General features: G+C 62.8%; 8 protein-coding genes. 6 read left to right on the forward strand and 2 right to left on the reverse strand.

Going from position 1 to position 13,787, the window contains the following annotated elements; translation table 11 throughout:
* Positions 1-48: 48 nt before the first annotated feature.
* From GYH35_RS20635 to GYH35_RS20655, 5 genes are all read left to right on the forward strand, one after another.
* Entirely contained in the window at positions 49-957 is a 909-nt protein-coding gene (locus GYH35_RS20635; RefSeq protein ID WP_161829367.1) for a hypothetical protein, read from the forward strand.
* A 40-nt stretch (positions 958-997) separates the two neighbouring features.
* A complete protein-coding gene (locus GYH35_RS20640) occupies positions 998-2,545 on the forward strand; it encodes a tetratricopeptide repeat protein (RefSeq protein WP_161812658.1) in 1,548 nt (515 codons plus the stop codon).
* Positions 2,546-2,747: 202 nt separating this feature from the next.
* Positions 2,748-4,829 (forward strand): 3-hydroxyacyl-CoA dehydrogenase NAD-binding domain-containing protein, encoded by a 2,082-nt coding sequence (locus GYH35_RS20645; RefSeq protein ID WP_161829368.1) that lies wholly within the window; start codon positions 2,748-2,750, stop codon positions 4,827-4,829.
* Positions 4,830-4,849: 20 nt separating this feature from the next.
* The gene (locus tag GYH35_RS20650) at positions 4,850-6,052 is read left to right on the forward strand and encodes an acetyl-CoA C-acyltransferase (protein ID WP_161829369.1); all 1,203 of its coding nucleotides are present in this window, start codon (positions 4,850-4,852) and stop codon (positions 6,050-6,052) included.
* 204 nt (positions 6,053-6,256) lie between these two features.
* On the forward strand, positions 6,257-7,528 hold the full coding sequence (locus GYH35_RS20655) for a TetR/AcrR family transcriptional regulator (protein ID WP_161829370.1): 1,272 nt from the start codon (positions 6,257-6,259) through the stop codon (positions 7,526-7,528).
* Positions 7,529-7,627: 99 nt separating this feature from the next.
* On the opposite strand, the gene GYH35_RS20660 is transcribed toward GYH35_RS20655, so the two are convergent.
* Both GYH35_RS20660 and ilvB read right to left on the reverse strand, forming a co-directional pair.
* Entirely contained in the window at positions 7,628-10,522 is a 2,895-nt protein-coding gene (locus GYH35_RS20660) for a TonB-dependent receptor (RefSeq protein WP_161812654.1), read from the reverse strand.
* 553 nt (positions 10,523-11,075) lie between these two features.
* Positions 11,076-12,869 (reverse strand): biosynthetic-type acetolactate synthase large subunit, encoded by a 1,794-nt coding sequence (gene ilvB / locus GYH35_RS20665; RefSeq protein WP_161813493.1) that lies wholly within the window; start codon positions 12,867-12,869, stop codon positions 11,076-11,078.
* Between the two features lie 357 nt (positions 12,870-13,226).
* Between ilvB and ilvN the strand changes: the two genes are divergently transcribed.
* Entirely contained in the window at positions 13,227-13,733 is a 507-nt protein-coding gene (gene ilvN, locus GYH35_RS20670) for an acetolactate synthase small subunit (RefSeq protein WP_161812653.1), read from the forward strand.
* The last annotated feature ends 54 nt before the right edge of the window (positions 13,734-13,787 follow it).

Here is a 13,787-nt window from a genome sequence, read left to right on the forward strand (position 1 = left end):
TCTCGTCGCCGCTGGAGTGACGATAGAGATCTGCTTCTGGAGACTGTCATGTCGTCACTTGTCATCCGCTCAGCAGCCCGTTTCCCCACCGCTCGCGTCGCTCTCAGCTGTGTCGCGCTCGCCGTGCTCAGCGCCTGTAGCCGCGGCGGTGAACAAGCCTCCACCTTGCCCAGCGAGCCGGCGGAATTGACCTGGGCACGCACCGCCTTGGAACGCAATCCTCGTTACGAAGTGCTGGCGAGTGACACACAGACCAAAGTGTTCACGGTCCGCGACCGCTCGACCGGTCAGGTTCAGACCATCAACCTGAACGATCTCGCCGCCGCACCGATTGCGCAGTTGAAATCGGCGTCCGTGGCATCCGCGACACCCTTGCCCGCTCCGGAAGCGACGACGGCCGCAATGCCGGCCGCTCCAGCAGCGGCGGCTGCGCCAGCAAGTCCGGCCGCGCCCGCTGAGCCGGCGCAAGTCGTCGACAACTCACCGGCCGCCGCAGCCGAGCGAGCTCAGGCCGCCGAATCGAACTACACGATCGATCGCACTGGCGGGACGCTGCGTGTCTCCGGTCCTGGCGTCAGCATCGTCAGCTCCGGCCGAGGCGACGCTTCGACTCGATCGAATGCGGCCGGCGTCCGGGCCAGCGAGCCCATCATCTGCGAAGGCAAGCGCATGCTGAAGCTCGATGACCGCAAGATGTACGTGGAAGGTGACGCGATCATCGCCCGCGGCGGCTGCGAGCTGTACATCACCAACAGCACCATCGTGGCTACCGGCACGGGTTTGATCGTCGAAGACGCCATCGTGCACGTCGCCAACAGTCATATCGAAGGACAGAACGGTTCGTTCAACGCCACCGATCGCGCCAAGATGTTCGTGCGCACCTCTACTTTCGAGGGCGTGCCGCGCCGGGCGGAGTTCGCGAGCGTGCTCGACCAGGGTGGCAATCAGTACCGATGATTGGCGATTGATGCCGCGGCGGCACTAAACTAGCGCCGCCGTGCAAGCTCAGACCAACACCGAACACCCAACACCTGACCGTTTTCTCACCGCCCGCCGCGTGGCGGGCTTGCTCCTGCTCGCCGCGCTGGTCTCGTGGCCCATTCTTCGCAGCTGCACGCCCGAAACACCGGAGCCGGTCATTCCTCCTCCGCCGGTGCGCGAGGAATTCCACGCCTCCAAGCCTCTGCGCCTGCAGTTGCAGAGCGAAGCAGAGAACGCCGACATCGCGTGGCTGCGCTACGAGCTCAACCATCTGCTGACTCGCGGCAAGATGCACATGTCCGCGGTCTCCATCGATCCCGCCGATCCCAAAGTATTCACGTTGCGCGTAACGCTAGGCGCAGACGGCAAGCAGGCGAAGCTCGCATTGATTGCGCCGGACGAGCACGTCGATCGAGAGAGCCCGCTGCCGTTGCCGGATGACACTCGTCTCGCAACCATCGGTGCGTTCGCGACGGCGCTGCCCCGTTTTCTCAACGCTGCGCATACGACCGGCGATTGGGTCTCACTCATCGGCACTGACGACGCCAAGGCGTACGACACGTTTCTCAATACTTCGCTCGAATGGTCGGGCTCGCAAAGCGCGGGCTTCACACAACCGCCCGCAGCTCCGAGTCGCGCGCGCTCGGTCGAGAGGCTCGAGTCGCTGATTCGCAGTCAGCCGAAGTTCGCGCGTGCGTGGGGCGCGCTCGCCGCTGGCTATCTGAGCCTGGGCGGCGAAGACGAAGAATCGCTGACGCAGCTGGCCGAGAGCAGCGCCGAACACGCTCTCACCCTCGATGAAGAAATCGCCGATGCGCACGCCGCGCTCGGTCTCGCCCATTTACGACGCAATGAATGGGTCGCCGCTCGCGAGCAATTCGAGCGTGCGCTGACGCTCGACGTGCAAACCGGCGCGGCGCTCGAAGGTCTTGCCTGTCTGCTCGTGGATGCCGGAAGGTACAAGGAAGCAGCGCCGTTCGCCGCTCAAGCCGTCGCTGTCCAGCCGCAGAGCATCGGCGCGAACGAATGTTTCTCGTACACGCTCACGACGACACCTGCTCCGCCGTCGATCCAATCGACACCGTCGCCGGTACGCGCGCTCGAAGCCATGCTCGCTGGCGACAATCCGTCCGCAAAAGAAATATTGCGCGGCGCGCTGAGCACTCAGGATTTCAATCGCTGGGGCGAGCCGCTGCTGCTCGCGGCGGACAATCGCCGCCACATTCCACAAGCTCTGCAGGCGGTGACGCTCGCAGCGAGCGAGCAGCAGATCGATCCGTCGACTGAAATTCTCTGTGGCACGGCGTTGAAACAACCCGACTTCGTCTTCAACCGCATGTCCCGGCTGCAGCGCCAGGGCGAACGATTGCCGCTGCGTGTGCTGTGGATGCCGCAAACAAAATTCTTGCGCCAGCATCCGCGCTTCGAACAAGTAGTGAGCGCTGCGGGCCTGCCGGCGTTCTGGCAAGAGCAAGGCGTTGCGGACGTTTGCGCTTCGGAACCGCAGCTCTACGGCTGCAAGGCGCATTCGGCAACTGTGACTAAACCGGGCGCCAGGCGCTGATTGTCGGACCATCCGACCGCGCTAACTCATTGATTACCCGTTGGTAACCAACCCGCGCTGCGGAATACTTTGCACTGCGGTAAAGCGCGCGAAAGTGCGCCATAATGCCGGCCCCGCGACGTCGACAAGCAGGGCGGAACGAATCCGTCAGCCGCGTCATTCCGCCTCGCGGATCGATCAATCATCAACAGGAGACGCACCGATGGGGGCAATCAACGCCGTGACCGACCTGTCCGTGGAAGACGGGATCGCGATTATCACAATCAACAACCCGCCCGTGAATGCGCTGGGACATGCGGTGCGCGAAGGCATCGTCCAGGCGATGCACAAGGCGAATGCCGACGCCGCGGTGCAAGCGGTGGTGTTGATTTGCGAAGGCCGCACTTTCCACGCCGGCGCGGACATCACCGAGTTCGGCAAGCCGCCGAAGTCGCCCTGGCTTCCGGAAGTCGTCACCGAAATCGAGAACATGAGCAAGCCGACGGTCGCCGCGATTCACGGCACTGCGCTCGGCGGCGGTCTCGAAGTTGCGCTGGGTTGTCACTATCGCGTCGCTGTTCCTTCCGCGAAGTGCGGTCTGCCTGAAGTTCACCTCGGCTTGTTGCCGGGCGCGGGCGGCACGCAGCGCCTGCCTCGTGTCGTCGGTCCCGAGCAGGCGCTGGCCATGGTGACATCGGGCGCGCACATCGATGCAAAGACCGCGAATGCCGCTGGCTTGATCGACGAGATCGTTCCGGAAGGCAGCTTGCGCGCCAGCGCGATCGCATTTGCCAAGAAAGTCGTCGCCGAGAAGCGTCCGCTCAAGAAAGTGCGCGACATGAACGACAAGGTCGAAGCCGCACGCGGCAAACCGGAAATCTTCGCCGACTTCCGCAAAGCCAACGCACGCAAGTTCCGCGGCTTTCTCGCTCCCGAATACAACATCCGCACCATCGAAGCCGCAGTGAACCTGCCGTTCGACGAAGGCATGAAGGTCGAGCGCACATTGTTCCAAGAGCTGATGGGCGGCATCCAATCGGCCGCGCAGCGCTATGTGTTCTTCGCCGAGCGTGAAGTGTGGAAGATTCCGGATGTGCCTGCCGACACACCGACGCTGCCGATCGCGAAGGTCGGCATCATCGGCGCCGGCACCATGGGCGGCGGCATCGCGATGAACTTCGCGAACGTCGGCATTCCGGTCACCATCGTGGAAACCAAACAGGAAGCGCTGGAGCGCGGCCTGGGCGTCATCCGCAAGAACTACGAGACCACCGCGAAGCGCGGCAAGCTCAAGCCCGAAGACGTCGAGAAGCGCATGGGCCTGCTGAGCGGCACACTCGAGCTGGAAAAGCTCGCCGACTGCGACCTGGTCATCGAAGCCGTGTTCGAGAACATGGACGTGAAGAAGGACGTGTTCGGCAAGCTCGACAAGATCGTCAAGCAAGGCGCCATCCTCGCCTCCAACACTTCGTATCTGAACGTCGACGAGATCGCCAGCGCGACCAAGCGCCCCGAGTGGGTCATCGGCCTGCACTTCTTCTCGCCGGCGAACGTGATGCGTCTGCTCGAAGTCGTGCGCGGCGAAAAGACTTCCAAACAAGTGGTCGCGACCGCCATGCAGCTGGCCAAGAAGATCGGCAAGATCGGCGTGCTGGTCGGCGTGTGTCATGGCTTCGTCGGCAATCGCATGCTCGCCGCCCGTCAGGCGCAGGCGCAGGCGATGCTGCTGGAAGGCGCGATGCCGTGGGACGTGGATAAACCGCTGTACGACTTCGGCATGCCCATGGGCCCGTTCGCGATGGGCGACCTGGCCGGCCTGGACATCGGCTGGAGCAAAGAAACATCGAAGAGCTCGACGGTGCGCGAGGTGCTGTGCGAAATGGACCGCCGCGGTCAGAAGACCGGCGCGGGCTTCTATGACTACGACGAGCAGCGCAATGCCAAACCGTCGCCGGTCACCGAGAAAGTCATCAAGGACTTCGCCGCCAAGGCCGGCGTCACGCCGCGCCAGATTTCCGAACAGGAAATCCTCGAGCGCTGCATTTATCCGATGATCAACGAAGGCGCGAAGATCCTGGAAGAGAAGATTGCGATCCGCCCCTCCGACATCGATATCGTGTGGATCAACGGCTACGGCTGGCCGGTGTATCGCGGCGGCCCGATGTTCTATGCCGACACCGTCGGCCTCGCCAATGTGGTCGCGAAGCTCAAGGAATACGGCCCGAAGCTGGGCGCCGACTTCAAAATCTCGCCGCTGCTGGAAAAGCTCGCGGCCGAGGGCAAGAAGTTTCAAGACCTGAAATAAACAACCGATAGGAATATCCCATGCGTGAAGCAGTCATTGTTTCCACCGCGCGCACGCCGATCGGCAAGGCCTATCGGGGCGCATTCAACAACACTCAAGGCCAGGAGCTCGCCGGCCACGCGATCGCCGAAGCGGTGAAGCGCGCCGGCATCGACGGCGCCCTGATCGAAGACGTGATTCTGGGCTGCGCCTTGCAGCAGGGCTCGACGGGCGGCAACGTCGCGCGTCAGGCGCTGCTGCGCGCCGGCTTGCCGGTCACCGTGTCCGGCATGAGCATGGATCGTCAGTGCTCGTCGGGCTTGATGGCGATTGCCACCGCGGCCAAACAGATCGTTCACGACGGCATGCAGATCGCCGTCGGCGGCGGCGTCGAATCGATCTCGCTGGTCCAGAACGACAAGGTCAACAAGTTCCGCGCCGCCGATCCGTGGCTGGTCAAGAACATTCCGCAGATCTATATGACGATGATCGAGACTGCGGAAATCGTCGCCGAGCGCTACGGCGTAAGCCGCGAAGCCCAGGATGAATATGCATTGCAGTCTCAGCAGCGCACGGCGACGGCTCAATCCGAGGGCCGTTTCGACGCCGAGATCGCACAGCTGCCCTCGACGATGATACTGACCGACAAGGAGACCGGCGCCACGTCCGAGAAGGCCGTGAACCTGAAGCTCGACGAAGGCAACCGCCCGCAGACCACGCTGGCCGATCTGCAGAAGCTGCAGCCGGTGTTCAAGAACGGTCAGCGCATCAAGGAAGGCAAGTTCATCACCGCCGGCAATGCTTCGCAGCTCTCCGACGGCGCAGCCGCCTGCGTGCTGATGGAAGCCAAGGAAGCGGAGCAGCGCGGCCTGAAGCCGCTCGGCGCCTATCGCGGCATGACGGTCGCGGCCTGCGATCCGGACGAGATGGGCATCGGCCCGGTGTTCGCCGTGCCGAAGCTGCTGAAGCAGCACGGCTTGAAGATGGACGACATCGGCATTTGGGAATTGAACGAGGCGTTCGCGAGCCAGGTGCTGTACATCCGTGACAAGCTCGGCATCCCCAACGACAAGCTCAACGTGTCCGGTGGCGCCATCTCCATCGGCCACCCGTACGGCATGTCCGGCGCTCGTATGACAGGCCACCTGCTGATCGAAGGCAAGCGTCGCGGCGCCAAGTACGGCATCGTGACCATGTGCGTCGGCGGCGGCATGGGCGCTGCCGGCCTGTTCGAAATTTTTTAGGTCGAAATCTTCTAAACTTCGGAACCAACGCTGGGACCGATCGGTCTCAACGGCAGGAAATCAGGGGCGGGACGCGTGCATCCCGCCCTTTTTTATTTTTTGAGATGCAGGGCGTGTGGAACCGGTGGACAAGCCCCGAAGGATGCTGCACAAAGAGAGGCGAATGCCCACAGCGACGTGAGCGCTCCTCGGAGATCACCGCGGATGTCTGCTTCGGACAAAGAGGTCACACCGTCGGCGCCACGCGGCCGACCCGCCAAGGCCAGTGGCGGCAATACCAAGTACGCGCGCAAACAACAGGCGATCATCGCTGCCGCCAGCGAGATCCTGAATCGCGACGGCGTCAAAGGCATGACCCTGGCGAATGTCGCCAGCCAGGTCGGCCTGATCACGACCAGCGTGACTTATTACTTTCGCAAGAAGGAAGATCTGGCGGTCGCCTGCTTTCTCGACGCCATCGCCCGTGTCGATGCCTTGGTCGAAACTGCCGCGCAGGAACCGGACCCGCCGGCCCGCGTGGAGCGTCTGCTGAAGCTGTGGCTGGAGCTGCGCTATCGCGTCGTGTCCGGCGAAGAGCCGCCCGTCGCCTTGTTCGGCGACATGCGCACGCTGCAGAAGCCTCAGCGCACCATCGTCGGCGATGCTTATCGCCGTTTTTTCGGCAGGCTGTGCGCGCTGTTCGAATCGCCTGAATTCGGCTGGATGACGCCGACGCTGCGCGCCGCCCGGGCGCACATCCTGAGCGAGCAGATCCTGTGGGGCGTGATCTGGCTGCGGCGTTACGACCCCGATGACTTCGGCCGCGTGCACACGCGCATGTGCGACATCCTGCTGCATGGGTTTGCAGGACCCGGTCGCACCTGGCGGAACGTATCGATCTCGCTGGAGGAGATGCTGCCCGAGGTTCATCAATCCGCTGCGCAGGAAACATTTCTGATCGCGGCGACGCGGCTGATCAACGAGCGCGGCTATCGCGGCGCCTCGGTCGAGAAAATCTCCGAGCGGCTCAATGTCACCAAGGGCTCGTTCTATTACCACCACGACGCCAAGGACGATCTGGTTGTGGCCTGTTTCAAGCGCAGCTTCGACACCATGCGGCGCATTCAGCGCACGGTGCTGACCCAGAGCGCCGATCACTGGGAGCAACTGTTGACGCTGGCCGCCGCGTTGTTCGCCTATCAAATCTCCGAGCGCGGCCCGCTGTTGCGCACGTCGGCGCTGGTCGCTCTGCCGCCTTCGATGCGGCAGGAGATGATCGAAGCCTATGGCCAGGTCTCCAACCGGTTCGGCGGCGTGATTGCCGATGGCATCACCGCCGGCTCGGTCCGCGCGGTCGATCCGATGATCGGAGCGCAGATGTTTTCGGCAACGCTGAATGCCTCGGCGGAATATCGCTGGTGGGTGCCGGGCGCGACCGGCGAACAGACTCACGAGCTGTATGCGAAGCCCATGCTGATGGGCCTGTTCGCAGAATGAGCAAAGACGCCCCATAAAAAAGGCGGGGTTCGTCAGAACCCCGCCTCCACCGGCGACCCCATCCGTGATCGCCGATTACTCCTTTTTCAAACGCTTCCGTTAAAACTTCTTGTTCAGCAGCACCTTGAAGTAGCGGCCGTACGGATTGGCGATGAACGGATCGTAGCCGAGGTCCAGACGCACGAACGGCGGATCCTTGTCGGCCAGGTTGATGACCGACGCGGTGAACGTCGTCTCAGCCGGCAACGACAGGCGATACACCAGGTCGTAAGTCAGGAACGAGCCGATCTCGATGCCGCGCGGCGAGGTGGTCGCCAGACCCGCACGCACATCGGTCACGCCGTCGATGTAACGAGCCGTCAAGCGCACGCCCTGCGAAGCCAGCCAGTTCGTCTGGTAGTCGACGAACGCCGCACCACGCAGTTCCGGCAGCGTGCCCGCGCCGATGCCCGACGCGCCGCGCGTCCCGACGAAATCGTCCGCCTTCTGGATCTGGACACCTTCGACGAAGAGAGCCTCACGCTCGTATTCGAGCGTGTAGGTCGCGTCCGCGCCGATCAGCAGGTCGCCACCGAGCACTTCATCGAACAGATACGAGATACCTGCATCGATACCCGACAGCTTCTGATCCGGGCCGTTGATCGTGTTGGTGCGCACGCGCGTCAGAGCACCGATGCTGCAAGTGTTGCCGCTGAACGTAAAGCGGGTCTGCAGCTGATCGAATGCCGGGTTGTCGCACTGGTTCGCCGCGGTCGGGCTGGTGCCGAAGAACGCCGCGACGATTTCCGAGCCGCTCTCGGTTTCGAGCGCGTCTTCGAAGTCATAGCTCCAGTAGTCGACCGTGGCGTTGAAACCGCCCGCCTTGAAGATGGCGCCCACGTTGAAGGTCAGCGCTTCTTCAGGCTTCAGGTTCTCGCTGCCGAACACGTCATACGTCTTGTAGCCGCCGGCGGCCGGCGTGAAGGTCAGCACCGTCGCCGGCGCATTCACCAGCTGCGACTGTGTCGGACCGCGGAACGTCGTACCCACCGAGCCGCGCAATGTCAGCCAATCGGTCGTCTGCCAACGCAACGAGAATTTCGGATTGGTGGTCGAGCCCACCAGGCCGCCGTAATCCTCATAGCGGACCGCGACCTGCGCCGACAAGCTTTCCAGCAGCGGGACGTTCAATTCGCCGAACACCGCCTTGATGTCGCGGTTCAGATCCGCCGGCGTCGTGGGGCCGAGGAATGTGAAGATGCCCGACTGGACCGCGCAGTTCATGTTGCCACTAGAGAGCGAGTTCACGCACGGGTTCTTGGTGATGTCCGCGAGATCGTTCGGATCGCGCTCGAGCGTTTCTTCTCGATACTGCACACCGGCTGCCCAGCTGATGTCGCCGGCCGAGAAGCCGAGCGGCATCTGACCATTCAACACCGCGTCGACGATGAACGAGGAAGTCTCGTCTTCGATGATGTTGTCCTGATACAGCCACGCGGCGAGCTCACGCGAGTTGACTGCGTTCGGATCGAACGTGACACCGTTCATCTGGCCGGTGACGACGTTGGACTGCACCGCGCTGGAGAACGGGTTCAGCCACAAGCAGCCGTTGGCGCCGGGAGTCGCAGTCGTACAGTTCGGACCGCCGAGACCGTTCAACGCAGCCTGCAGGCGCGTGACGACGATGTCCGGAGTGACGATCTCGCGCGTGTTGACCATGTAGGTCACACCCACGTCCCAGTTGAACGCGCTCACCTCGCCTTTCAAGCTGGCCGACAGACGCGCGCCGTCGAAGAAACGCTCGTCCTGCTTGCCTTCGCCGGTGAGCGGATTGCCGCCGACACCGTACGGACGCCATTGCAGACCGCTGACTGCGAGCACGCTGGCATTGTTGATCGCGGCTCGCTGCCCATCGGTCAGCAGCGGCAGGATGTTCACCAGGCCCGGATTGCGCTTGTCGATGGTGAAGGTCGGGCCGGTGCTGCCCGGACCCTGCGTCGGCGCATACGACGGCGAAGAATTCTCTTCGGGCACGTCATGCGCGGCATACATCGCTTCGACATGGAGCTCGGTGCTCTCGCCGAACAGCATGTTGAACTCGGTGTAGACGTTGTAGTGCTCTTCCTCTTCGACCAGGTTGTCGAACGCGGTGAACTGGAATTGGCACTGCGGGCCACCCCGACTGTCCGTCGTTGCCAGGTTGCCCAGGGCGGTACATCCCGGATCGCGGAAATTTGCGTTCGCGCCGGTTCCGCCCGGGATGATGAACACACCCGGGTTGCCGAAGCTCGAGTAACCGCCCTGCGGATTGTCCGCCAGCGATTGCAGCGCGAAGTCGCGATCCGTGGTGGACAGCTCGGAGCGGCGCCGATAACCGCCGGCCACCAGCACGTCCCAGCGCTCGCCCTTCATGCCCCATGACAAGTTGGCGTTGTAGTCGCCGTCGGAGCCATCGATGTAGCTGTACGCACCTTCGACCGACATGCCTTCGAAGCCGCGCTTGGTGATGAAGTTCACCACGCCGGCGACGGCGTCAGAACCGTAAGTCGCAGCCGCGCCGTCCTTCAGGACTTCGATGCGACCCAGGGCCGCGGCGGGCAACAGGTTGGTGTCGTAACCGATCGCGCCCGCCGGTGACGGCGCAAGGCGGCGACCGTTCATCAGCACCAGCGTGCGGACGGCGCCCAGGCCGCGCAGGTTGATGCTGCCAGCGCCGGAAGTGTTCGGGGCGGTGAACTGGTTCGACTCACCCACCACACCCTGGACCGCCGGAATCTGCTTGATCAGCTCGACCATGCTGGGCGAACCCTGCTTGGCCAGATCTTCGGCTCGCAGCACGTCGATGGGCAGCGCGGCATCTTCGGCGGCGCCCTCGATGTACGAACCGGTAACGACGATCACTTCGATCTCTTCGATGAACGTCGTTTGTTGCGGCTCCGCCGCAGAAGCCACACCCGTGCCCAGCGCGGTCGCCAGCAAAGCGGTGTGGATAGTCGAACGCAAATACGAACTCATGAATCCTCCTGACATAGTCCGGGCATACCGGTGCATCCGCCCGGCCCAAGCACCCCGGCAGACAAATTCGATACCTTTCGCCAATTCGTTTCGGTGTTTGTCCGATTCGCGCAGCAACCGCGCCGCGCTCGTCGGCATTTTTTACGGTGTTGGAAACTGCGGTATTCACGTAACCGCGTCAAGCGCTTTCCAATGTCAAATCACGTTTTGTTGCGTGTGTAATACAAAATTCACCTAAAACTGTGAAAGCCGTCAAATGAGCGAGCGGATTTGCGACCGATTTGCAGCCTAGCTACAACATAGGTGCGTGGAACTACAGTGACTTCAGGCGGAAAAGCCCCGGGTTCGTATTCAGGGAATGTCTATTTGCAAGATTGGGTACGAATGCTGCGCCCAAACAACAAGTTGCCTCGCAGTTTTCGCAATGCAGGCCGAAGGGCGTCTGTGAGGGTGGCCGGCAGGCAAATTAGAAGCTCGCCGGCCGGCCAAAAGAAAAAGGCGGTCGCGCCGGGTAGCGCAGACCGCCTTTTCGAAAAATCGAATTCTCGAGGAGCTAGAACATCTCGGACGCATCCGGGGGGCGGATTTGCGTCGGGGTGTTGCGGGAGGCGATGTACTGGCCGGTGATCATCTCGTTATAGGCCTGCCCCGGACCGACCATGGGATAGACGCCGGCATCGGGGTCGATCATGACCTCGAGGAACGCCGGCCCCTTGAACTCGATGAACTCCCGGACCACGCGCTCGATGTCTTGCTTGCGCTCCAGGCGCACCGCGTATGGGAAGCCGTCGGCCTGGGCTGCCTTGATGAAGTCCTTCTTATGCAGCGACTTGTCACTGGCGGACAGGCGGCCCTTGAAGAACAGCTTCTGCCACTGCTTGACCATGCCGTCGCCGCAGTTGTTCAGCACCACGATCTTCACCGGCAGGTCATAGGTCGTGACCGTCTCCAGCTCGCCAAGATTCATGCGGATGCTGGCGTCGCCGTCGATGTCGATCACCAGCTTGTCGGGATTGGCGGTGGCCGCACCGATCGCCGCCGGCAAGCCAAATCCCATCGTGCCCATGCTGCCCGACGTGAGCCACAGGCGCGGGTTGCGGAAATCGAAGTACTGCGCCGACCACATCTGATGCTGGCCGACGCCGGTGCTGATGATGGCCTCACCCCGGGTGAGACGGTTGATCTCTTCGATGACGTGATACGGTTGAATCAGCTCGCTGTCGCGGTCGTAGTTCATCGCGTGATCGCGACGCAATTGGGCGCAATGCTGCAGCCATTCCGACCAATCGCGCTTGAAGTTGGCGCGACGGCCATACGCCAGCAGCGCCCGCAACGCTTCCGGGAGCATGCCCACGTGATGCCAATGAACCGGCTTCACCTTGTTCACTTCGGAAGCATCGATATCGATCTGCGCGATGCGCTTCGCATTCGGCGCGAACTTCGGCGGATTGCCGGCGACGCGATCGTCGAAACGCGCACCGAGGGTGATCAGAAAGTCACAATCGTCGACTGCATAGTTCGCGAACGCCGCGCCGTGCATGCCGAGCATGCGCATCGACAGCGGGTGTGTCGTGTCGAACGCGCCCAGACCCATCAATGTGGTCACGACCGGAATGTTGAATTCGATGGCCAGCTCGCGCAGCGCCGCCGAGCCGCCCGACTGAATCACGCCGCCGCCGGCGTAGATCAGCGGCCGCTTGGCTTCGCCCAGCATGCTGAAGAAGTCGGCGCATTGCGCATCGGACAACGCGCTGCGAAGCAGACGGTTCATGCGATGCCGATAGCCCGGCACGGGCAGACGGCCGGCGCCCTGGAACGGGCCGCGCCAGTTCTGCACGTCTTTGGGAATGTCGATGACCACCGGACCCGGGCGGCCCGTGCGCGCGATTTCGAACGCGGTGCGCACCGTGGCTTCCAGCTTCGCGGCGTCAGTCACCAGGAAAATATGCTTGGCCACCGAGCCCATGATGCTGGCGACCGGCGCCTCCTGGAACGCATCGCTGCCGATCGCGGCGGTGGGCACCTGGCCGCAGATCACGACGATTGGAATCGAGTCCGCCATACAGTCGCGGACCGGCGTGACGGTGTTGGTCGCACCCGGACCCGAGGTCACGACGCACACGCCCACCTTGCCGGTGGCCCGCGCATAGCCCGCGGCCATGAAGCCGGCACCCTGTTCATTGGCCGGGACGACCAGCGGCATGGGCCGGGCGCCTTCTTTCACGCCATCGCGGTTGTGGACGAAGATCGCGTCGTATGTCGGCAGGATCGCGCCGCCGCTGTAGCCGAAGACCGTCTCCACGCCTTCGTCGGCGAGCACCTGGACGATGACCTCGGCGCCTGACATCTGCTTGCCCGCGAGCGGATGGCTGGCGGCGGAGAGCGCGGCAGGACTGTGTTTCACGACTGTTTCCGGAAAAAAATGCGCCCGGTCGGGCTGAGGCGACCAGGTTTATGCGACCGGGGGAGCCTACAGCAAGGCTGGTGCATGAGTCTATTTGGCACCATTTGATGGGCAGGATGCCCGAGCCCCGGGCACATGGACGTGCCTGCCACCTCAGCAGAACCCTAGGCTGACCGAAGTCAGTCCCGGTATGCTTCCCGGCCCTTTCGCTTCTGAACCGCTCCAGCGAAACCGATGACTACTATAGTGACACCCCAGTCCGGGGCCTGGACCGCCCCAGCCACTTCGAAAGGATCCGCGATGAGCCCCCGCAAGCGCCACATCGTCTCCATCCTGTTACAGAATGAAGTCGGCGCACTGACGCGCGTCGCCAGCCTGTTCTCCACGCGCGGCTACAACATCGAATCGTTGAACGTCGCGCCGACCGAAGATCCGACGGTATCGCGCCTGACGCTGGTCACCACCGGCAGCGAGGCGGTCGTTCAGCAAATCGTCAATCAGTCGCTCAAGCTCATCGATGTGGTCAACGTCGACGACGTGACGCGCGACCAGCACGTGGAACGCGAGTTGTTGTTACTCAAACTGCGCGTGTCGGGCTCGCAGCTTGCGGCAGTGAACTCCGCCGTGCAAAAGGCGGGCGGTAGAGTCTTGTCGGATGACCCAGAAAGCTATACCGTCGAACTGACCGATAGCGAAGCGCAGATCAACAGGTTCATTGCCGAAGCGGGGAATCTCGGCGAAGTACTCGAAGTCGTGCGCAGCGGTGCATTGGCCATGTTGCGGGGAGCGACCACGCTCCGCGCCTGACCGGCACCAAAGTTCTCTGCAAACATCACGGGGCAGGATGTTTTCGGGGGCGGG

Origin of the sequence: Steroidobacter agaridevorans, assembly GCF_009932555.1 — a bacterium.
GTDB classification, from domain to species: Bacteria; Pseudomonadota; Gammaproteobacteria; order Steroidobacterales; family Steroidobacteraceae; genus Steroidobacter; species Steroidobacter agaridevorans.

Bases quoted from the DNA above. Each gene is read 5' to 3' on its own strand.
- GYH35_RS20650 (WP_161829369.1), top strand. From the start codon at position 4,850: ATGCGTGAAGCAGTCATTGTTTCCACCGCGCGCACGCCGATCGGCAAG.
- ilvN (WP_161812653.1), top strand. From the start codon at position 13,227: ATGAGCCCCCGCAAGCGCCACATCGTCTCCATCCTGTTACAGAATGAA.
- GYH35_RS20660 (WP_161812654.1), bottom strand. From the start codon at position 10,522: ATGAGTTCGTATTTGCGTTCGACTATCCACACCGCTTTGCTGGCGACC.
- GYH35_RS20645 (WP_161829368.1), top strand. From the start codon at position 2,748: ATGGGGGCAATCAACGCCGTGACCGACCTGTCCGTGGAAGACGGGATC.
- GYH35_RS20655 (WP_161829370.1), top strand. From the start codon at position 6,257: ATGTCTGCTTCGGACAAAGAGGTCACACCGTCGGCGCCACGCGGCCGA.
- GYH35_RS20635 (WP_161829367.1), top strand. From the start codon at position 49: ATGTCGTCACTTGTCATCCGCTCAGCAGCCCGTTTCCCCACCGCTCGC.
- ilvB (WP_161813493.1), bottom strand. From the start codon at position 12,869: ATGTCAGGCGCCGAGGTCATCGTCCAGGTGCTCGCCGACGAAGGCGTG.